Here is a 19,101-nt window from a genome sequence, read left to right as displayed (position 1 = left end):
CGCTTCCGGGTTGGATCGGGGATCGGTGGGGCTGGATCGGGGTTCGGTGGGGCGGGATCGGCCTACGAGTCGGACGCGCGCCTGTCGACTCGGGTTCGGCGTCGATCACGGTAGCCGGGGAGCGGCGGCGGTAACGAACGGTTTGTCGTCCGTGGGGAGCGGCCGGGGCCGGCCCCTCCCCACGTGGAGGCCGGCCCCGGCCGGGGCGGGGTGCCGGGAGCGTCCCGGTAGCGCCTTCGCGCGGCCGGGGCGGTCCGGCGGCGGTCAGCGGAGCACGTCGGTGGTCCAGGCCAGGCGGTCCGGGCCCAGGAGGGTGATCCGGTCGAGGAGGCCGTCCAGGCCGCCGACGGCGGCGAGGGCGGCGCCGCGACCGCTGACGCAGAGGTCGAGGCCGACCTTGGTCACGCAGCGGTGGCCCGCGCCGGACGCGAGGGGAGCGGCTCCCTCGATGCGCGGGGCGATCTGCCACTCGATCTCCGAGTCGGCCGGCTTCCCCGTGGTGAAGCTCGCCGTGACCCGCCAGCCGCGCCCGTCCGGGCCGGGGTCCGGGTCCGTGAGGCCGATGTCGACCAGCTGCGCCCCGGCGGGCAGCCCGGCGACGGTGAACGGCATCGGGACGGCCTGCGGCGCGGCCCCCAGCGAGAGGTGCGTGGCGATCTGGGTGACGAGGGACTTCAGGTCGACGACCGGGGTCTCCGTGGCCTGGATCCAGACGCTGCGACCGTCGGCGAGTTGCCAGCTGAGAGTGGTGTACACGGTGGTCGGCTTGAGCTTGACCCAGGTGCTCGGTTGTCCGCCGATGGTCGGACCCGGGGTCATGACGGGGTGGACCTGGGTGCCGCCCGGGGGCGGCGACGACGAGATGTCGAAGCTCGGCGCAGCGCCGTCGGCCGCCATGACGGTGGCGGTCACGTGCAGGTCGTGGTCGCCGGGGCTGAGCGCGGTGGCGGTGTAGGAGTACCCGTCGGTCTCGCGCTCGACGCTGGTCGCCCCGGACGGCAGCCAACCGAACGACAGCTGCGTCTTCATCGGATCGTCCTTGTGCACCGGCCGGTCGGCCGGCTGCGGGATCTCAACCCGCGGGGCGGCCGACCGCCCGCCGAGCGCCGCCGCACCGGCCAGCGCCGCCGCGCCCACCAGGGCGGCCGCGCCGGACACCGCCACCGCCCTGCGCACCCGCAGCCCGCGCAGGCCCCGGCGGCGGGCGAGCTCGGCGTCGAAGGTGCTGGGCGGCGCCGGCGCGTCGGCCAGTCGGTGGAGGCGGTCCGCGAGCCGCGCCTCCCAGTCGGTGGTGTCCTGCCCGAGCATCACGGCCTCCATCCTGCGTGTTCGGCAACGGAGTTGCCGGTGGGGTGGGTCGGGCCCGGGGTGTCGTGCCCGACGTCGGGTTCGCCGTCGAGGGCGCGGCGCAGGGAGTCCAGGCCGCGGGCGGCCTGGCTCTTGACGGTGCCGGAGGCACAGTTGAGCGCCTCGGCCGTCTGCTCGACGCTCAGGTCGCAGAAGTACCGCAGCACCACGACGGCCCGTTGCCGGTCCGGCAGCAGGCCCAGCGCGGCGCGCAGGTCGAGCGACGCGTCGAGATCCGAGGACTGGACCGGCGCGGCGTTCGCCGTCTCCTCCTCGGCGCGGCCGAGGAGCACCCGGGACCAGGGTGAGCGGCGCTCGGCCAGGAACGTGTTGACCAGCGTGGTGCGGGCGTACCCGTCCAGGTTCTCCACCCCGCCGAGCCGGTGCCGGCGCATGTAGAGCTTGGTCACGGTCACCTGCGTCAGGTCGTCCGCCCGGTGCCAGTCACCGGCCATCAGATACGCCAGCTTGCGCAGCCACGTCGATCTGGTGGCCACGAACTCCGCGAACTCCTCGTCGCGTCGTTCCCTGGCTCGAACTGCCATGCCTCACCTCCTGGTTCGCAGACTTGATGCCGCGACCGCCGTTTTGGTTGCATCCCGGCGCGGAGAAAGTCGGATCGGATGCCGCGGGCCGGAGGCGGCGGGGGCGGGGGCTCGGCGCAGGGCCCCTCGTCAGGGCTCGGCTCAGGGCTCGATCAGGGGTCGATCAGGGACGGACCGGGGGCTTCCCTGATTCCCCGGCCGCCTGCGCAGGAGAAGAGTGGGGAGGGCAGGGCAGGGTCCGACCTGAGGGGGCGGCATCACCATGGGTCCGCGTGTACGAGGTCCGGCCGCGGCCGTCGCGGCGGCGGCGCTCTTGCTGGGCGTGCTCGCCGTGGCCGGCTGCTCGTCGGCCGCCGGTGCGCCGACGAAGGCCTCGGCCTCCGCCGCGGCCGGTTCCGCCGTCCATCTGACGGCGTACAGCGACAACGACGGGCCCACCGAGGCGGTGGTCCTGACCGGGGCGATCGGCGACTACGGGCAGGCGGTGAGCGTCCACCCCGACGGCAGTGTCGACCCGGACCACTCCGGCCAGCTGAGCCTCCGGCTCGGGCACGGGGCCTTTCGGCTGGACATCGCCGCGATGGACAGGGCCTTCGTCGCCGCCATGGCGGAGCGCTTCCCCACGAACCGCACCACCTGCTCGGGCAGCGTCGCGGTCACGGAGCGGGTGCCGGTCGTGTCCGGCTCGGGCACCGGCGCGTACCGGAACGTCAGCGGCTCGTTCACCCTCACACTGACGCTCGACGAGGTCGACAGGGCGGGCGCGGGCAGGCCGTGCGACGGCAGCAGCGCCTTTCTGGGCCAGGCGATCGTGATAACGGGCCCGGGGTCGGTCACGTTCCCGCCCCGAGCCTGAGCCGTCGTCAGGCGGCCTGCACCGCCCGTACGGCCACGCAGAGGGTGTCCAGGCCGGCGTCCAGGTCGGCGTCGGGGATCGTCAGCGGCGGCAGCAGTTTGACCACCTCGCCCGAGGAGCCCGAGGTCTCCACGATCAGGCCCCTCCGGAACGACTCGTCGCAGACCGCGCGGGCCTGGGCCGGGTCGGGCAGGACCAGACCGTTGATCAGACCCCGGCCGCGGACGGGGAGACCGAGCGTGCCGAGGCGCAGGCGGACGTGTTCGCCGCGGGCCACCGTCTGCTTCTCCAGGTCGCGGTCCGGCCAGTAGCTCTGCAGGGCCGCGGTGGCCGTCGCGAAGGCCAGGCAGTTGCCGCGGAAGGTGCCGTTGTGCTCGCCCGGCTGCCAGACGTCGAGGTCGGGGCGGAGCAGGGTCAGCGCCATCGGCAGGCCGTACCCGCTGATGGACTTCGACAGCACGACGAGGTCGGGGACGATGCCCGCCTCCTCGAAGCTGAAGAAGCCGCCGGTGCGGCCGCAGCCCACCTGGATGTCGTCGACGATGAGCAGGATGCCCCAGCGGGCGCAGAGCTCGGCGAGCTCCTGCAGCCAGGCCGTGGTGGCCACGAGCAGGCCGCCCTCCGCCTGGACCGTCTCGACGATCACCGCCGCGGGCAGCTCGACGCCGCTGCCGCTGTCGCGGAGGTAGTGCTCCAGCAGGGAGAGCCCGGAGACGCCGTCGCCGAAGCCGCAGTACGGCAGCCGGAGCGTGTGCCCGAGCGGGACGCCCGCCGCCGCTCGCTTCGACCGATTCCCGAGGACGTGGTGGAGACGATCAACGCCACCTATGCGCGGGCGGCCCGCCGGGAGCCCTGGCGGGCGGGGGACCTGCTGCTGGTGGACAACCTGCGCACGGCGCACAGCAGGGACCCGTACGAGGGCGAGCGCGAGGTCGTGGTCGTGCTCGGCGATCCGGTCCGGCTGCCCGGTCACGTCCTGCGCGAGGACGCGGGCCCGCGGGCGAGTCGGCTCGCGGGCCGCTGACCGGCGGATCGAGTCGCGCTCCTGGCGTGGTGGTGTTACTGCTGAGGTGAAGGCTGTGCACCCACCGAAGCAGGAACGGGGTGACGACGATGGCCGGTGCCGGAGGCAGTCCGTGGCCGTTGATCCACGGGGAGCGCCGGGCTCTGCTCGGTGATCTGGAGGCGGCGGGGTCGGACCCGGAGCTGTGGCGGACACGGTCGCTGTGCACCGAGTGGAGCGTGCACCAGGTGCTCGGGCACATGCTGTCGACCGCGATGATGACCCCGACGCGGTTCCTCCGCGAGTTCGCCTCGGCAAGGTTCAAGTTCAACGACTTCTCCGCCGCCGGCGTCGCCGCGCACACCGCCGACGATCCGGCGCAGACGCTCGCCGCGTTCCGGGCGGCCCTGGACCGGACCAGCGCCCCGCCGGGGCCGGTGGAGGCGATGCTGGGCGAGGCCGTCGTGCACCCCGAGGACATCCGGCGACCCCTCGGCCTGCGGCGCGCCTACCCGGAGGAGGCGCTGGTGCGGGTCGCCGACTTCTTCAAGGGGTCGAACCTGCTGATCGGCGCCAAGAACAGGATCGCCGGGGTACGGCTGACGGCCGCCGACGCCTCCTGGACGCACGGCGACGGACCCGAGGCGAGCGGGCCGCTGCTGTCGCTGATCATGGTGATGACGGGGCGGAAGCCGCATCTGGACGACCTCACCGGCGAGGGTGTGGCACTGCTCCGCGGCAGGATCGGCTGAGGCGAAGCGGGACCGGAAGGGACCGGTGGCCCATGCGGGCGGGACAGGGGGCGCCGCAGGATCGGCGCTGTCCCGATCCTCAGGAGGCTCGCCATGCCCGCACCGACCGGCCCCACCCCGCCCAGGCTCACGAAGTTCCTCGACCCGCTCCGCATCCCGACCGTGCTCCGGCCGCGCCCGGGCGACACCCGCCCGCAGCTGACCGTCCGGCTGACCTCCGCCCGGCAGCGGCTGCACGCGCAACTGCCGCCCACGCCGCTGTGGACCTACGGGGGCGAGTTCCCCGGTCCGACGCTGGAGCTGCGCCGTGGCCGGCGGCTCCGCGTCACCTGGACCAACGAGATCGACACCCCGTTCCCCGTCGTCGAAGGGAACGTCCCCGAGAGCGCGCCGCCCGCCGAGAACGAGCCGGGCATCGATCCCGGCGGCGTCGACAAGGCCGCGGCCGGCCTGCCCGCCTGGACGGTCACGCACCTGCACGGCGCGCGGACCGGCGGCGGCAACGACGGCTGGACCGAGAACGCGGTGCTGCCGGGGGAGTCGCAGCTCTCGGAGTATCCGAACGACCAACCCGCCACCGCCCTCTGGTACCACGACCACGCGATGGGCATCACCCGCCTGAACGTCCAGGCGGGCCTCGCCGGGATGTACCTGGTCCGCGACGAGGAGGAGGACGCGCTCGGGCTGCCCGGCGGCGCGTACGAGATCCCGCTGGTGCTGTGCGACCGCAATCTCGCGCTCGGCGACGACGGCGCCTTCACCGGCGAACTGCTGCACAAGACGGCAGGGCCGCTGCCGTTCTTCGGCCCGTACACGCTGGTCAACGGGGTCATCTGGCCGTATCTGGAGGTCCGGGCCCGCTGGTACAGGTTCCGCGTGCTGAACGCCTCGAACGCCAGGACCTACCGGCTGCACCTGGTGGACGAAGGGACCGGCGAGCGGGTGCCGGACGCCGTGTGGCAGATCGGCACCGACGCCGGGCTGCTGGGCGCGCCGATCCCGCTCCCGGACGGCGGACTCGCCCTGGCCCCGGCCGAACGGGCCGACCTGCTGGTCGACTTCGGCGCGCTGGGCGCGCGCACGCTGCGGCTGGTCGACTCCGCGCCCGAGCCCTACGCGGCCGTCCCGCTCGCGGCGGGTGCGCCGGTCGGGGTTCCCCGGCCGGACCAGCGGCTGCCGGAGCCCGACGTGCTGCAGTTCCGCGTGGCCGACGAGCCGCCCGCCTCGACGTTCACGCTGCCGCCGCGACTGGCGGCGTCCTACGCCCGGCTGCACCACGACCGCCTGCCGGAACCGCACATGCACCGGATGCTGGTGCTCGCGCCGAACAGGCAGGGCAGCTTCCGGCTCTGGGAGATGGAGGAGGTGCCGCACAGCGCGCTGGCCGCCGCGACGGACGGAGTCGTGCAGACGCTGGGCGCGGACGGCGTGCTGCGCACCTACCGGCGGCTGTCGCAGGAGTTCGACGAGACGCTCAACTGGCATGTCCGGCAGGACGGCTGGGAGGTGTGGACGATCCTCAACCTGAGTGTCGCGCTGCATCCGGTGCACCTGCACCTGATCCGCTTCCAGGCTCTCGCGAGGGAGAGCTGGGACGTCTCCGGCTTCCGGCAGTCCGTCGGGGGGACGGCGCCCGGCGCGCCGGTCGGGTACCGCTCGACGCTGGAGGTCGCGCCGAGCGACCAGGGCTGGAAGGACGTGATCCAGGTGCCGCCGGGCCAACTGGTCAGGATCGGCGGTCAGTTCAGCGGATCGACCGGCCGGTACATGTACCACTGCCACCTGTTGGAGCACGAGGACGACGGCATGATGCGCCCGTTCACGGTCTCGCCCGGCCCGGTCCTCGACCTCCAGGGCGGCGGAATGCCGATGCCGATGTGAGCGCACCAGGAAGCCGGCCGCCGCAGGGACGACTGCGGCGGCCGGCTTCGGCGCGTGCGGATCAGTGGTGCGGCCGGTTGGGCCAGGTGTCCTCGTCGGGATGCGGTTCACGCGGCTCGCGGGGCTCCTCGGGCCGCGGAGTCTCGTGCTCCGGCTCCTCGGACTGCGAACGGGACGGGTGGACGGGCTCGGTCGGGACCGACATGGGAGGTCCTCCTTCAGGAACGGGGAACGGACCGTGGGACTGGTTCGACTATCGCCGCGGACGCGTCCCGTCGTCATGAGCCCGTGGTCCCGGATCGGGCCGGGACCGCTCTGCCGGGGCGGTCCGTCCGCCCCGAGGGGCGCGAGGCCCGGCCGATGCACCGCGCGGGCGCGAGAGACCACACCGTGGGGAGGCGCTGTTCGGTGAGGCCTTGCAGTTCGTCGCAGGGGGCACCCCCGGCTGATGCGACCGCGCCCCCTGGAGGCGACCGGCGGGTCAGCAGGTTCGGGGGAGCGTTGCGCGGACGACGGCGCCGTGCGGGTCGTTCGTGGCGGAGAAGGTGCCGCCGAGTTCCTCGGCGCGTTCGGCCATGGAGCGGAGGCCGACGCCGGCCGGGGAGCTGTGGGAGGGGAAGCCCGCACCGTCGTCGCTGGCCTCGACGGAGACCTGGTCCGCGGCAACCCGCAGGGACAGCCTGGCCCTGGTCGCCCCCGAGTGCCGCAGCACGTTGTGCAGGGCCTCGCCGCTGATCCGGTAGAGGGCCACCTCCACCGCGGCGGGCAGCGGAGGCAGCGGGTCGGGGTCGAGATCGACGGTGATGCGCAGCCGGCGGTCGTCCAGGCGGCTGCCCAGTTCGCGCAGGGCGCAGGTCAGGCCGACCCGGCCCAGCTCGGCCGGGGCGAGGCCGTCGGTGATCCGGCGCAGCTCGTCGATCGCGGTGCCGATGCCGGTCGAAGCGGCCCGCAGCGATGCCGCGGACGCGGAGTCCTCGGGCAGGTCGCTGCGCGCCGTGTCGACCAGCAGGCGCAGCCCGGAGAGGGTCGGGCCGAGGCCGTCGTGGAGATCGTGCCGCAGCCGCTTGCGTTCCTCCTCGCGGGCCAGCACCAGCTGCTTCCGGCTCGCCTGGAGCTCCTCGTTCAGCCGCAGCTGGGCGAGCGCGGGCCCGGACTGGTCGGCGAGGAACCGCAGCACGGTGCGGTCCTGCCGGTCCAGCGCGGCCTGGCCGGAGCGGGGCGGGGCGTGGAGTTCGCCGATCACCGCGCCCTCCGAGCTGATCGGGAAGACCTCGGCGGCCGCCCCGACCTCGCCCTGTGCGGCCAGCTCGCGCGGCCCGCCGCGGGTCGTCACCAGGACCCGCGCCCCTGGCAGGCCGAGCGCGCGGACGACCGTCGCGCAGAGCAGCGGCGGCGCCTCCGCCGGGCCTGGCGCGCGGCTGAGGCGCTCCGCGAGGTCGCGGGCCACCTGGTAGGGGCGCGCGCGGTCGCCGTAGTAGAACCGTTCCACCGCCCGGCTGACCGCGCGGGCGGTCGGTTGCAGCAGCATGCCGACGGCGAGCGCGCACAGGGACATCAGCTGCGCGCCGCCGCTGTCCGCGCCGGGCAGCAGCTTCGGCAGCGTGACGGCGAGCGCGAAGTAGCCGATGACCAGCGCGCCGACGAGGGTGAAGCCGGTCAGGGCGCGTCGGCTCGCCCGGTCAGGTTGCCAGGAGCGGTCGCGGGCGAAGGCGTAGCCGATCGCGAGCGGCCAGGCCGCCGAGACGACCGCGTAGAAGACGTCGTACCCGGTGCCCCGCCAGGGCAGGTGGTAGCCGACCAGACTGAGGACCATCCAGAACGCGTAGGGGGCCGGCACCGTCCACTGGCGCGGTCGGCGCTCAGGGGTCCGCCACCAGCGGACGGCGGCGAACGCGACGTTGACCAGGACGATCGCCGGAGCGAGCCAGACGACGCGCGGGCCGAGGGCGTCGGAGACCGCGGCGTGGAGCCGGCCCCACCAGCCGTGCCGCAGCGGGTTGTCCACGCCGTACCAGCCGTCGGTGCCCGCCACGTCGAGGTAGGCCTGCGTGGCGGACCAGAGCGCCAGAACGGCCGCCGCGGCGCGCCCCCACCGACCCGGCAGGCGTCCCTGCGGGAACCAGAGCGGCACGGCGTACATGGTGAAGACGAAGACCGCGGTGGTGACCAGCTCGACGGCGGCGCCGAGACCGGACCACGGGGCGGTTGCCCCGGCGACGGAGAGCACGAGGTGCAGGAACAGGTCCGCCGTGAGCAGGAAGCCGGAGGCCAGCAGGAGCCGGCCGAGCCCCTGCCCGGCCCGGTGGGCCAGGATGAAGAGCCCGGACAGGGCCAGGCCGAAGCCCAGCAGCAGGGAGGGCCAGTCGAGCGGGATGTCGGGGTTGCGGACCGGGTCGTCGAGGTGGGTGAGGGCCAGCAGCACCCAGCCCGCTCCGCAGAGCAGGGTGAGCCCGCAGACGCCGTAGGCTCCGCCTGGCGCGGCGCCGCCCGGGGCGGTGAGCGCCGTGGCGGCGTCGGCGGACGTGGCCGGGTCGTCGGCGGCTGCGGTCGTCGTGGTCGCTGTGCGCGCTGTTCGCATCCGGCCCTCCTCGGGGTGGCCCTGTGCCCTGTGCGGCCATGCTCGGCGGGCGCCCGTCCCGACCGCATGAGGCCCCGGTCCCGTCCCCGCCCGGGGATTCAGCCGCCGGTGTCGCCCAGTCCCATGTCGCGGGCGCGGGCGACGGCCTCGGCGCGCGTGGCCACGTTCAACTTCTCGAAGATGTGCGTCACGTGGTTGCGCACGGTCTTCTCGGCCACGAAGAGCTCACGGGCGATCCTGTGGTTGTCCAGGCCGCGGGCGACCAGGTCCAGGACTTCGGCCTCGCGGGCGGTCAGGGCGGGGAAGAGCCGGCCCGCGTCGCGCAGTCGGCTGCCGGCCAGCAGCGCGGTGATGCGCGCGGCGATGTCCGCGCCGAAGACCGCGCCGCCCGCGGCGACGGTGCGCACCGCGTGCAGCACCTCCTCCCGGCCCGCGCCCTTGACCAGGTAGCCGCGCGCGCCGGCCTGCAGCGCGGCGAGCAGGCTGCCGTCGTCGTCGGCCATCGTCAGCATCAGCACCGGCAGCTGCGGCCGGCGTGCGGCCAGCTGCCGGGTGGCGTCGAGGCCCGAGGCGTCGGGCAGGGTGAGATCCATGACGACGAGGTCGGGGTCGTGCTGCTCGACCGCGGCCGGCACCTGGCCGGCGAGCTCGGCCTCGCCGACCACCGTCACCCCGGCGTCGCTCTCCAGCGCCGCGCGCAGGCCCGCACGGAAGAGCGGATGGTCGTCCACGAGCAGGACCCGTACGACGCCGTTCCCGCGCTGCTCCGCAGCCTCTGCTGCCACCTCTTCCACGGCTCGGACACTATCAGTAGTCATTGGGTGACTGAACGTTCACTCGATTGACGGCTTCGGTCAGGTCATCAGCAGGACCGGCTTGACGACCTGCCCGGTCAGGGCGTCCTGGGCCGCCCGCTCGATCTGCTCGAAGGGGTAGCACCGCACCAGCTCGTCGACCGGCAGCCGACCCGACCGGAAGAGATCGACCAGCGCCGGGAGAAAGCGCTGCGGCAGGCTCGCGCCCTGGTTGATCCCGACGATCCGCGTGCCCCGGTCGAGCAGTTGCGGGACGTCGAGCCCGACCTCCGTCCCCTGCGGCGGCGCACCGACGACGCCGAGCATGCCGCCGATCGCGAGCGAGGCGACGGCCTGGCGCAGCGCCCTGACGTCCCCGCTGGTCTCCAGCGCGCGGTCGACGCCCCGCCGGCCCGTCAGTTCGGCGATCGCGTCCGCCGCGTCGTTGCTCCCGGCCTCGACGACGTCGGTCGCGCCCAGGCGACGGGCCAGCGCCAGGCGCGCGGGGTGGAGGTCGACGGCGATGATCCTGGTGGCGGCGGTGAGCCGTGCCGCGAGGACGGCCGACAGGCCCACCGCGCCCGCGCCGAAGACCGCGAGGCTGTCGCCCGGCTCGGGGCGCAGCACGTTCAGCACGGCCCCGGCCCCGGTCTGCACCCCGCAGCCGAACGGCGCGAGCACGGCCGCGGGCAGGTCCTCGGGCACCGGGACGACATTGCGGTCCGAGGCCAGGGCGAGCTCGGCGAAGGAGGACTGGCCGAAGAACTTGCCGTGCAGCGGCGTCCCTGCCGTGTCCCACAGCGTCGGTGAGCCGTCCAGGCGGGAGCCGCCGAAGAGGTTGAGCGCCGGCCAGTGCGCACACCGGACCGGACGTCCCACGCGGCAGGCGGGACAGTCGCCGCAGGAGTCGAAGGTGGCCAGCACCCGCTCGCCGGGCGCGGTCGCGGTCACCGCCGATCCGACCGCGACGACGGTGCCGACGCCTTCGTGTCCGAGCACGCCCGGCAGTGGGAAGGGCGTGTGCCCGGCCCGGACGCTGAGGTCGGTGTGGCAGATCCCGGCCGCCTCGGTCCGCAGCAGCACCTCGTGCGGGCGCGGGGCGTCGACGCGGACGCGTTCGAGCACGAAGGGCCGGCCGGGGGCGCGGGCGACGGCGGCGGTGACGGAGGTGGCGGTGTGCATGGTTGCTCCGGAGGGGGGTGCGTGGCGGTCCGTCAGTCCAGCAGCCCGCCGTGGCGGGCGACGCGCAGCGCCTGGGCGACGATGGTGAGGGTCGGATTGACGGCGGCGGAGGAGGGGAAGAAGCCGCCGTCGACGACGTGGAGGTTCTGCACCTGGTGGCTGCGGCAGTACGGGTCGAGCACCGAGCTCGCCCCGTCGCGCCCGGCCACGACGGTGCCGCACTGGTGGCCGGTGGCGTCCGGCCCCATCCGGTGGGCGAGCACCAGCGGGTAGCCGGCCCGCCGCAGCATCCGGCGGGCGGCGCGCAGCAGGTCGCGATGGGCGCGCAGGTTGGTGGGGGTGCGCGCGAGCACGATCCCGCCGTCCGGGGTCAGTGCCACCCGGTTGCGGGCGTCCGGCAGGTCCTCGGACATCACCCACCAGTCCAGGCTGTGCGCGGCGACGGCGGCGCGGAGCCGGTAGGGGTACCCCGTCGGCAGCATCTCCGCCTGGACCTTGCCCATGAGCTGCAGGTTGCCGAGCGGCGGACGTCCGCTGTGCGGGTCCGCGCGGTAGAAGTCGTTGACGGCCAGGGTCTTCTGGAAGACGACGGGGTTCCTGCGGCGCGGATCGACGGCCAACACCACGCTGTTGTTGTGCAGCATCAGGTTCCGGCCGACCAGACCGGACCCGTTGGCCAGACCGGCCGGGTGACCACGCCCAGTGTCGGCGGAACGCAGCAGCAGCGCCGCGGAGTTGACCGCACCCGCGCTCACCACGAAGCGTCCCGCGCCGATCGTGACCTGACGGCCGCCGCGCAGCGCGTGCGCGCGGGTCACCCGACGCCCGCCGGCGTCGGTCTCCAGACGGGTGACGTAGGTGTCCGTGAGCAGCCGGACGCCGCCGCGGCGCAGGGCCGGCCGCAGGGCGCGCGTCTCGGCGTCGTTCTTCGCGCCGACCCGGCAGGGAAAGGCGTCGCAGGTGCCGCAGCGCAGACAGGGCCGGTCCGGCCCGAGGTCGACGCCGAGCTCCAGCGGGAAGGGGTGCAGGCCCTGGGCACGCAGTCGCCGTTCGAGTTCGGCGACGTAGGGCTCGTGCGGCACGGGCGGGTGCGGGAACGCGCCCGAGCGCGGCGGCCCCGTCGGATCACCTGCGCCCTCGTCCTGCGCGCCGTGCACCCGGAACAGGCGCTCCGCCTCGGCGTAGAAGGGTTCCAGCTCCCGGTAGCCGAACGGCCAGGCCGGGGAGGTCCCTTCGGGATGCTCGACCGCCTCGAAGTCGTCCACCCGCATCCGGGGCAGGCTCGCCCCGTAGACCTTGGTGGTGCCGCCGACGTAGTAGTGCGCGGCCGAGGTGAAGCGCCGTCCGTCCGCCGTCCGCCAGGGTTCGGCGTTGTGGTAGCGCTGTTCGCCGAAGACCGCCCGCGGCGACCAGTTCTCCGGCTCGCGCGGCAGGAAGCCGCCGCGCTCCAGGACCAGGACCCGCGCGCCGCGTCCGGCCAGGGCCCAGGCGGTGGTGGCGCCGCCCGCGCCCGAGCCGATGATGACGATGTCGGCCTCGTACCGCTCCAGATCCGCCGCGACCACCGGCGGGCTGCCGGGGGCCCAGATCCCGGCGTTCACCGTCCCGCTCCGTCCGGATCGACCGGCCGGACCGGGTCGGGCGGCGGCTCGACCAACTCGAGCTGCATGCCCCAGGGGGCGGTGAGGTAGACCCAGCGGGTGCCCTCGATGGGGCCCTCGCCGACGGTGTCGACCTCGCCGAGGATCCGCACGCCGGGCCGCTCGGCCAGCCGCTTCACGGCCGCGTCGATGTCGTCGGTGCGGAAGGCGAGATGGTGCCCGCCCAGGTCGCTGTTGACCGGCAGGACCCTGCGCTGCCCCGGAACCTCGTACTCGAAGAGCTCCAACTGCAGCGCCGGTCCCAGCCGCAGCATCGCGATCCGCACGACCGCGCGCGGGTGCACGCCCAGTCGGCGGGACATCCAGTCCCCAGGATCACTCAGCGGGCCGACCCGGTAGCGGAGTTCGGCCCCCAGGGCGTCGCCGAAGAAGGCGATCGCCTGGTCCAGGTCGGGCACCGTGTAGGCGACATGATGGACGGCGGTGATCGGCTCGTTCATGACGGGACTCCCAGATCGGGTCGGCGCGGCGGGAGTTGCTCGCTCACCGCACGAGGGGTGACGGACAGGCACAGCAGCTCGGCCCCGAGCGGGCCGGCCAGGAGCCGCACCCGCTCCCCGTGGGGCGCGAGGACCAGGTCCCCCCGGTCCAGGGCCTGTCGCCCTGCCGCCGGTTCGCCGAGTGCGAGGGTGACCGGGCCGCGCAGCACGTACCAGGCGGCCTCGGTTCCCTCGCGGCCGGACAGGTCGAACGCGGCTCCGGGACCGAGGCGGACGTGGTCGACGGCCTCGGTCTCGCTGTGCAGCATGCCCCGGCGGGCCAGGCAGCGGATGCGGATGCGCTGTCGGCCGGGGCCCACCAGGGTCGTGGGCCCGGCGGTGGTCGTGACGATCACGGTTGCGCTCCTCGCTCCTGGGACGGCACCACGGCGGGCACCGCCAGCACGGCGTGGACGTACTCCAGCCCGTCCCGTCCCGCGACCAGGCAGGCGTCGCTCCCGAGCGGCAGCGTCAGCGCCGTCCCCGGCGCCAGCGGGACCCGGGCCGCCTCCGCCACGGCCAGGCCGTCGCCCTCGGTCACGAAGACCGTGTGCTCGACGCCGTCCGCGACCAGCTCGGAGTGGTGGCCCGCCCCCAGCCGGGCCACCTCGATGCGGCGCAGCGGCCCGGTCAGGACCTTCCGCGGGTCGAGCGGACCGTTGCGGCGCAGGTCTTCGACGACGGCGCTGCCGATCGGGTCGGTGTGCGGGGTCCGGGTCGGTACGGCGGTCATCTCGATCACCAGCCATTCCAGGGGTTCGGTTCCGGTGTTGCGCAGGCCGTGGCGGGTCCCGAGGCCGGTCAGCACCAGGTCGCCGGCGGCGACGGGCCGGGCCCGGCCGTCGAGGCTGATCTCGCCCCGGCCGGAGAGGAGGAGGTAGACCTCCTCGGTTCGGGTGTGCAGGTGCTCCCCACTGACGCCGCCGGGCGGCAGGCAGGCCCACTCGACGGCCTCCCAGTCACCGTCGAGCCCGGTCCGGCGGGCGAGGCAGGTCCAGTGCGTCAGCCCTGCGGCGCCGTGGACGCCGTGGACGTCGGCGGGTGCCGCGGTGGACGCCACGATGAGTCCTGGGTTCATGACGGTCCCCTTCCGCGCCGCTCAGGCGGCCTGCTGGGCGGGCGTCAGAACTCCTGCGGCCGCGCGCAGCTCGCGCGAGGCCTGCGCCAGCTCGCGTGGCGTGAGGTCGTCGACGAACACGCCCGCGCCGATGCCCGCGGGCAGCGGCAGCCGTTGGCGGCCGTCGCGGTGGCGGACGGTGTCCGTCAGCGCGTCGCGCAGCAGGTCCGGTTCGAGGAGCCGGTGCCAGACCGGGAGCCCCAGCCGTCGCATGACCGCGAGCACGCGCGCCGCCTGGTCGGCGTCGAGCAGGCCGCGACGCCGCGCGAGCAGCGTGGTGAGGGCCATGTCGACGCAGACCGCCTCGCCGTGCAGCAGCTCCGGCAGGGCCCGCATCTCCAGCGTCGGGCTGAAGGAGTGGCCGTAGTCCATGGACCGCTCCAGGGTGTGCTCCCAGAGGTTCGGCTGGAGCTCCTCGAGCATGCCCTGCACGGAACGCGCCAGGACCTCGGCGGCGGCCGGGTGCTGGAACCGGGTGGTGAGCAGGCGCTCGCCGACCTGGTCCAGCAGTTCGAACAGGCCGCGGTCCTTGATCAGGCCGATCTTGAGGATCTCGGCCAGTCCGTTGCCGATGTGCCGGGTGTCCAGGGTGGCCAGGAACGAGGGGTCGAGCAGGGTCTCGGCGGCCGGATGGTAGGTGCCGAGCCGGTTCTTGTGGCGGCCGAAGTTGACGCCCGTCTTCGCCCCGACGCCCGCGTCCACCAGCCCGATCAAGGTGGTGGGCACCCGGACGAAGGGGGTGCTGCGGCGGTAGAGGCTGCAGGCCAGGCCGACCACGTCGGTGAGCACGCCACCGCCGATCGCGAGGACGGGTTCGCCGCGCCGGGAGAGGCCGAAGCGGTCCATCTGCCCGGCGACCTCGAAGACCGGGTCCATCGTCTTGACCCGCTCGTGAGCGGGCAGGACGTGCAGCCGGTAGTCGAGGCCCTGCGCGGCGCAGTAGGCGTGGATGCGCTGTCCGTAGAGGTCGTGCACGGTGGCCTCGACCACGAGCAGCCGTCGGCGTCGGCCGCCGTCGGCGCGGCGGGCGCCCGCCTCCGCCAGCGCCGGATTGTCGGGGGAGAGGACGTCGGGGACGAAGCGTACGTCGTAGCGGACCGGGAGAGCGGTGCTCACCGTCCAGGAGGTGACCGGTGCGCCGGTGGTGAAGAGGCCGGGCCGGTGGGTGTCGGGCTGCGGAGGTATCCGGTGCTGGGGGGACACGAAGAGCTCCCTGTCGTCGACGGGTCAGCGGGCCGCTGCTGCGGTCTCGTGCCTCCCACGGTCGGCGTCCTGGTGTCCCAGGGGCACGGGAGCGGTGTCGTGGGCCGGTCCCGTTCCGGTCCCGGGGCCGGACCCGAACGGGCCGACCGGGGTCAGCAGGGACCCGGCGCAGACGTGCGGCCGGCCCAGCGCCTCCAGCAGCACCAAGGTCCCGGCCCGGTCCGGCCACACCTGCTCGGCGGTGGACAGCCCGGCCGCGGCGACCAGACGCCTGTGGGCGTCCGCGTCCGCCTCGCCGAGCAGTCCCAGGCGCCGCGCCACCCGGGCGGCGAGCAGCAGGCCCGCAGCCCGGCCTGCGCCGTAACGCAGCACCGCGCCGGGTCCCCGCCCCAGCGGGTCGTACCCGAGCACCCCGCTCTGCGCCTCGACGCAGAGCGCCACGAAGGCGGCGAGGGTGGCGGGGTCGTAGCGCCCGTCGGGGCGCAGCCGGGCGGCCACCGAGTCGTAGAAGTACGGGCAGATCGCCAGGACGTCGCGCAGCACCGGGAACAGCCCGCCGTGCTGCGGACCGTCCAGCAGGTCGGGCCGACACCAGACCAGCGCGGGCGCGCGCGGTCGTCCGGTCGCCGCGTCACCCCGCACCAGGACCGACGCGCCGCACATGGCCCCGAGCGTCGTCGGCACCAGGACCACCGGAGCCGTTCCGGCGGTGGCCAGGGCCCGTCGCAGGGTCGCCCGGCCGCCGACGGCGACGAGCACCCCGCCCGCCGGTCCGCCGGGCGCGAGCGGCTCCAAAGCCGCCGTCACCTCGCCCAGCTGACGCGCCGACACCCCCGGCCCCGCGACCAGCGCGCACCGCCTGTCCGCGGCCAGGCCCCTGACGTGCTCCGTCAGCGCGCCGGACGCCGCCGTCCCGACGCGGACGAGCACCGGATAGCGGAACGCCCCGACCTGCACCGCCCGGTCGAGCACGGCGGGCTCGACCGGGTCGCCGGATCCGGCCTCTCCGGCCGTTCGAGCCGGTACGGTGACATCGGACATGGGGTACACCCCCGGACATGGGCAGGCATCACTTCCGCCTGCCACGCTCCGGGTTCCGGCATCCCGGTCTCATGAGCCGCCCGACCCGACCGCGTCGCCGGGCCCAGGCCCTAGCCGCCCGGGCACTCAGGTGGTCAGGTGCTCAGGCCGGACGGGTCGCCGTGACCAGCAGCGCCCGGCCGAGCTTCGACTCCCGCCACTCCAGCCGTGCGTCGCCGAAGCCCGCCTGGGCCAGATCGGGGCGGAGCTCGTCGTCGAAGTGGGGCCCGGCGCTGCCGCCGTCGGGGAGGACGGCACGTTCGAGCACGCTCAGCACCAGGCGCCCGCCGGGCTTCAGCACGCGCAGCACCTCGGCCAGGGAGGCGCCGCGCGGCTGCCACAGCTGCACGCTGTTGGTGGCGCAGACCGCGTCGAAGGTCGCGTCCTCCCAGGGGAGCGCCGCCGCCGTGCCCTCGTGCAGCCCGACCCGGTCGCCGAGGCGCCGGGTGCGGCGCCCGGCGGCCGCGACCATCTCGGCGGAGGGGTCCGCGCCGGCCACCCGCACCCCCGGCGCCGCGTTCGCGAGGGCGACCAGGCCGACGCCGGGGCCGAAGCCGATCTCCAGGACGTGCTCCCCGGCCTGCGGCGCGACCGCACGGACCGTCTCCCTGATCTGCGCGGCGTTCATCACGGCCATCAGCGCGCCGATCGCCCGGCCGCCGAGTCCCTGGGGCAGTGCGAACTGCCGGTAAAGATCCATGGCGGACAGCCTGGTGCACCCAGGGCCCCGGGCGCCAGAGGTCACCGCGGTCAGCGCCCCGGCAGCTCCCTGGCCTCGGCCGGGTCGCACAGCCCGGCCGCGTGGTCGCCGTCGGCCGCGACGCGCGCGGCGACCTCGGGCGGGGTCAGCGCGAGGTCGGCGGGGGAGCCGCAGGACTCGACCTCCGCCCAGGTCAGCGGCGCGGAGACGCCGGGCACGTCGGTCCGGGTGGCGCGCAGGGTGTAGGGGGCGGAGGTGGTCTTGGAGGTGGAGTTCTGCGACCAGTCGAGAAAGACCCGGCCCGCGCGCAGCGACCTGGTCATCCGGGCCACGAGCACCTGCGGATGCGCGGCCGCCAGCCGCTCCGCGAGCGCCTTGGCGTAGGCGACGACAGCCGCCTCGGGAGTGGGCCGCAGCGGGGCGTACAGGTGCAGGCCCTTGCTGCCGGAGGTGACCGCCCAGCAGGGCAGGCCGTCGGCGGCCAGCGCCTCGCGGACCAGCAGCGCGACCGCGCAGCACTCGACCAGACCGGTGCCCTCGCCGGGGTCGAGGTCGACGACCAAGCGGTCGTGCCCGTCGCGGCCGCCGGTGACGGTCCACTGCGGGACGTGGATCTCCAGGCAGTAGAGGTTCGCGGCCGCGATCAGGCTCGGGGTGTCGTCGAGGACCAGGTGCGGGCGCGGGCCCTCCTTCGCCGCGATCTCCTCGATCCGCATCCAGCCTGGCGTGCGCGGCGGCGGGTTCTTGGCCACGAAGAGCGGGCCGCTCATCCCCTCGGGGCCGCGCAGGAAGGAGGCGGGTCGGTCGCGCAGGTGCGGCACCATCGCGTCGGCCACGCGGGCGTAGTAGTCGATCATCTCGGCCTTGGACCACGCGGGCCAGAGCACCTTGTCCAGATGGGTCAGAGTGAGCGCGCGCCCGTCGACCTGCACGGGTACTTTTCCGGGCATAACGTGTGAATACCCCGCGAAAGGTTCAGGTCATGCCTCCTCGCAGCGTCTGGACGGGCAGCATCACGTTCGGTCTGGTCGCCGTGCCGGTCAAGCTGTACCCGGCCACCGACGCCCACTCCGGTCCCGTCCTCCACCAGGTCCACCGGGAGGACGGTTCACGCATTCGGATGAAGCGGTACTGCGAGGCGGAGAACCGCGAGGTCGAGTACGGCGAGATCGCCAAGGGCTGGGAGTCGGGCGACGGCCGGGTCGTGGTCCTCACCGACGAGGACCTGGCCACGCTGCCGGTGCCGAGCAAGAAGATCATCGACGTGGTGGCCTTCCTCCCCGCCGACCGGATCGACCCGCTGCGCTGGGACAGCCCCTACTACGTCGGCCTGGGCGACAAGGCCCCCGCCAAGCCCTACGCGCTGCTGCGCGAGGCGCTGCGGGAGTCGGGTCAGGTCGCCGTCACCAAGATCACCATGCGCTCGCGCGAGTCGCTCGCGGTGCTGCGCGTCCAGGACGACCTGCTGGTGCTCCAGACGATGCGCTGGCCGGACGAGATCCGCTCCTCGGAGGGGCTGGCTCCGGACGAGGCGCCCGAACTGCGTCCGCAGGAGCTGGCGATGGCCCGCTCGCTGATGGAGACCCTCACCGAGGGCTTCGACCTGGACGAGGAGCGGGACAACTACGCCGTCGCGCTCGAGGCGCTGATCCAGGCCAAGGCGGAGGGCGCCGCCCCGGCCCCGGTGCCGGTCGCCGAGGGCGGCGCGGAGGTGATCGACCTGATGGCGGCGCTGAAGTCGAGCGTCGCGGCCGCGAAGGCGCAGCGCGGGGAGGCCGCCCACGAGGAGGCGGAGGCCGAGCCGCGCGTCGCGAAGCCGCGCAAGGCGGCCCCCGCGAAGAAGACCGCCGCCAAGAAGACGGCCAAGAAGACCGCCGCGCCCGCGAAGAAGGCCGCGCCCCGGCGCGCGTCCTGAGGTGCACG

Annotated in this window: 19 protein-coding genes and 1 pseudogene; 5 read left to right on the top strand and 15 right to left on the bottom strand. The window is 74.6% G+C overall.

The genetic code is table 11. The annotated features are described in order from the left end of the window. Positions 1–264: 264 nt before the first annotated feature. The gene (locus BS83_RS19930; RefSeq protein ID WP_157597251.1) at positions 265–1,308 is read right to left on the bottom strand and encodes a hypothetical protein; all 1,044 of its coding nucleotides are present in this window, start codon (positions 1,306–1,308) and stop codon (positions 265–267) included. After that, positions 1,308–1,892 carry a SigE family RNA polymerase sigma factor gene (locus BS83_RS19925; protein ID WP_063774197.1) on the bottom strand — a complete coding sequence of 195 codons (585 nt, stop codon included), beginning with the start codon at positions 1,890–1,892 and terminating at the stop codon, positions 1,308–1,310. Before BS83_RS19925 ends, BS83_RS19930 begins: the two co-directional genes overlap by 1 nt. A gap of 262 nt (positions 1,893–2,154) precedes the next feature. Between BS83_RS19925 and BS83_RS19920 the strand changes: the two genes are divergently transcribed. After that, positions 2,155–2,748, top strand: coding sequence for a hypothetical protein (locus tag BS83_RS19920; RefSeq protein WP_037605043.1), 594 nt, complete (start codon positions 2,155–2,157; stop codon positions 2,746–2,748). 7 nt (positions 2,749–2,755) lie between these two features. Here BS83_RS19920 and BS83_RS45555 read toward each other — a convergent pair. Further along, positions 2,756–3,550: pseudogene (locus BS83_RS45555) on the bottom strand (aminotransferase class III-fold pyridoxal phosphate-dependent enzyme); the annotation flags it as partial. Here BS83_RS45555 and BS83_RS47625 point away from each other — a divergent pair. The 3 genes from BS83_RS47625 to BS83_RS19905 all read left to right on the top strand — a co-directional run bounded on the left by BS83_RS47625 (position 3,437) and on the right by BS83_RS19905 (position 6,384). Continuing rightward, positions 3,437–3,772 carry a TauD/TfdA family dioxygenase gene (locus tag BS83_RS47625; RefSeq protein WP_332262400.1) on the top strand — a complete coding sequence of 112 codons (336 nt, stop codon included), beginning with the start codon at positions 3,437–3,439 and terminating at the stop codon, positions 3,770–3,772. The pseudogene BS83_RS45555 and the gene BS83_RS47625 overlap by 114 nt on opposite strands. A gap of 89 nt (positions 3,773–3,861) precedes the next feature. Continuing rightward, a complete protein-coding gene (locus tag BS83_RS19910; protein WP_037605042.1) occupies positions 3,862–4,503 on the top strand; it encodes a maleylpyruvate isomerase family mycothiol-dependent enzyme in 642 nt (213 codons plus the stop codon). 93 nt (positions 4,504–4,596) lie between these two features. After that, entirely contained in the window at positions 4,597–6,384 is a 1,788-nt protein-coding gene (locus BS83_RS19905) for a multicopper oxidase family protein (RefSeq protein WP_051943412.1), read from the top strand. A gap of 61 nt (positions 6,385–6,445) precedes the next feature. Here the strand turns inward: BS83_RS19905 and BS83_RS45550 are convergent, their stop codons facing one another. The 12 genes from BS83_RS45550 to ligD form a co-directional block, all read right to left on the bottom strand. Continuing rightward, positions 6,446–6,589 (bottom strand): hypothetical protein, encoded by a 144-nt coding sequence (locus tag BS83_RS45550; protein ID WP_157597249.1) that lies wholly within the window; start codon positions 6,587–6,589, stop codon positions 6,446–6,448. Between the two features lie 276 nt (positions 6,590–6,865). Then, positions 6,866–8,962: a histidine kinase gene (locus BS83_RS19900; RefSeq protein ID WP_051943410.1), complete on the bottom strand. Its 2,097-nt coding sequence runs from the start codon at positions 8,960–8,962 to the stop codon at positions 6,866–6,868. A 98-nt stretch (positions 8,963–9,060) separates the two neighbouring features. After that, on the bottom strand, positions 9,061–9,747 hold the full coding sequence (locus BS83_RS19895; RefSeq protein WP_051945468.1) for a response regulator: 687 nt from the start codon (positions 9,745–9,747) through the stop codon (positions 9,061–9,063). A 69-nt stretch (positions 9,748–9,816) separates the two neighbouring features. Then, the gene (locus tag BS83_RS19890; RefSeq protein WP_037605041.1) at positions 9,817–10,938 is read right to left on the bottom strand and encodes an NAD(P)-dependent alcohol dehydrogenase; all 1,122 of its coding nucleotides are present in this window, start codon (positions 10,936–10,938) and stop codon (positions 9,817–9,819) included. Positions 10,939–10,970: 32 nt separating this feature from the next. After that, complete coding sequence (locus tag BS83_RS19885; RefSeq protein ID WP_198035267.1) at positions 10,971–12,539, bottom strand: FAD-dependent oxidoreductase; 1,569 nt, start codon at positions 12,537–12,539, stop codon at positions 10,971–10,973. Beyond that, on the bottom strand, positions 12,536–13,039 hold the full coding sequence (locus tag BS83_RS19880) for a VOC family protein (RefSeq protein ID WP_051943408.1): 504 nt from the start codon (positions 13,037–13,039) through the stop codon (positions 12,536–12,538). The genes BS83_RS19885 and BS83_RS19880 overlap by 4 nt, the downstream gene beginning before the upstream one ends. Continuing rightward, positions 13,036–13,434, bottom strand: coding sequence for a pirin family protein (locus BS83_RS19875; RefSeq protein ID WP_051943405.1), 399 nt, complete (start codon positions 13,432–13,434; stop codon positions 13,036–13,038). The genes BS83_RS19880 and BS83_RS19875 overlap by 4 nt, the downstream gene beginning before the upstream one ends. Continuing rightward, positions 13,431–14,156 (bottom strand): cupin domain-containing protein, encoded by a 726-nt coding sequence (locus tag BS83_RS19870; RefSeq protein WP_037605040.1) that lies wholly within the window; start codon positions 14,154–14,156, stop codon positions 13,431–13,433. Before BS83_RS19870 ends, BS83_RS19875 begins: the two co-directional genes overlap by 4 nt. 21 nt (positions 14,157–14,177) lie before the next feature. After that, entirely contained in the window at positions 14,178–15,398 is a 1,221-nt protein-coding gene (locus BS83_RS19865; RefSeq protein WP_232248430.1) for a sedoheptulose 7-phosphate cyclase, read from the bottom strand. A 24-nt stretch (positions 15,399–15,422) separates the two neighbouring features. Then, on the bottom strand, positions 15,423–16,439 hold the full coding sequence (locus BS83_RS19860) for a dehydroquinate synthase/iron-containing alcohol dehydrogenase family protein (RefSeq protein ID WP_037605039.1): 1,017 nt from the start codon (positions 16,437–16,439) through the stop codon (positions 15,423–15,425). Between the two features lie 142 nt (positions 16,440–16,581). Beyond that, positions 16,582–17,178 (bottom strand): class I SAM-dependent methyltransferase, encoded by a 597-nt coding sequence (locus BS83_RS19855; RefSeq protein ID WP_051943403.1) that lies wholly within the window; start codon positions 17,176–17,178, stop codon positions 16,582–16,584. A 50-nt stretch (positions 17,179–17,228) separates the two neighbouring features. Then, positions 17,229–18,128 carry a non-homologous end-joining DNA ligase gene (gene ligD, locus BS83_RS19850; protein ID WP_037605038.1) on the bottom strand — a complete coding sequence of 300 codons (900 nt, stop codon included), beginning with the start codon at positions 18,126–18,128 and terminating at the stop codon, positions 17,229–17,231. A 32-nt stretch (positions 18,129–18,160) separates the two neighbouring features. Between ligD and ku the strand changes: the two genes are divergently transcribed. After that, complete coding sequence (ku, locus tag BS83_RS19845; protein WP_037605037.1) at positions 18,161–19,093, top strand: non-homologous end joining protein Ku; 933 nt, start codon at positions 18,161–18,163, stop codon at positions 19,091–19,093. Positions 19,094–19,101 lie beyond the last annotated feature (8 nt).

Source organism: Streptacidiphilus rugosus AM-16 (genome assembly GCF_000744655.1).
GTDB lineage: Bacteria > Actinomycetota > Actinomycetes > Streptomycetales > Streptomycetaceae > Streptacidiphilus > Streptacidiphilus rugosus.
Note: the sequence above shows the minus strand (reverse complement) of the source record. Positions and strands in the feature narration are given on the sequence as shown.

Bases quoted from the DNA above. Each gene is read 5' to 3' on its own strand.
- BS83_RS19930 (WP_157597251.1), bottom strand. From the start codon at position 1,308: ATGCTCGGGCAGGACACCACCGACTGGGAGGCGCGGCTCGCGGACCGC.
- BS83_RS19925 (WP_063774197.1), bottom strand. From the start codon at position 1,892: ATGGCAGTTCGAGCCAGGGAACGACGCGACGAGGAGTTCGCGGAGTTC.
- BS83_RS19920 (WP_037605043.1), top strand. From the start codon at position 2,155: ATGGGTCCGCGTGTACGAGGTCCGGCCGCGGCCGTCGCGGCGGCGGCG.
- BS83_RS19910 (WP_037605042.1), top strand. From the start codon at position 3,862: ATGGCCGGTGCCGGAGGCAGTCCGTGGCCGTTGATCCACGGGGAGCGC.
- BS83_RS19905 (WP_051943412.1), top strand. From the start codon at position 4,597: ATGCCCGCACCGACCGGCCCCACCCCGCCCAGGCTCACGAAGTTCCTC.
- BS83_RS45550 (WP_157597249.1), bottom strand. From the start codon at position 6,589: ATGTCGGTCCCGACCGAGCCCGTCCACCCGTCCCGTTCGCAGTCCGAG.
- BS83_RS19900 (WP_051943410.1), bottom strand. From the start codon at position 8,962: ATGCGAACAGCGCGCACAGCGACCACGACGACCGCAGCCGCCGACGAC.
- BS83_RS19890 (WP_037605041.1), bottom strand. From the start codon at position 10,938: ATGCACACCGCCACCTCCGTCACCGCCGCCGTCGCCCGCGCCCCCGGC.
- BS83_RS19880 (WP_051943408.1), bottom strand. From the start codon at position 13,039: ATGAACGAGCCGATCACCGCCGTCCATCATGTCGCCTACACGGTGCCC.
- BS83_RS19870 (WP_037605040.1), bottom strand. From the start codon at position 14,156: ATGAACCCAGGACTCATCGTGGCGTCCACCGCGGCACCCGCCGACGTC.
- BS83_RS19860 (WP_037605039.1), bottom strand. From the start codon at position 16,439: ATGTCCGATGTCACCGTACCGGCTCGAACGGCCGGAGAGGCCGGATCC.
- BS83_RS19855 (WP_051943403.1), bottom strand. From the start codon at position 17,178: ATGGATCTTTACCGGCAGTTCGCACTGCCCCAGGGACTCGGCGGCCGG.
- ligD (WP_037605038.1), bottom strand. From the start codon at position 18,128: ATGCCCGGAAAAGTACCCGTGCAGGTCGACGGGCGCGCGCTCACTCTG.
- ku (WP_037605037.1), top strand. From the start codon at position 18,161: ATGCCTCCTCGCAGCGTCTGGACGGGCAGCATCACGTTCGGTCTGGTC.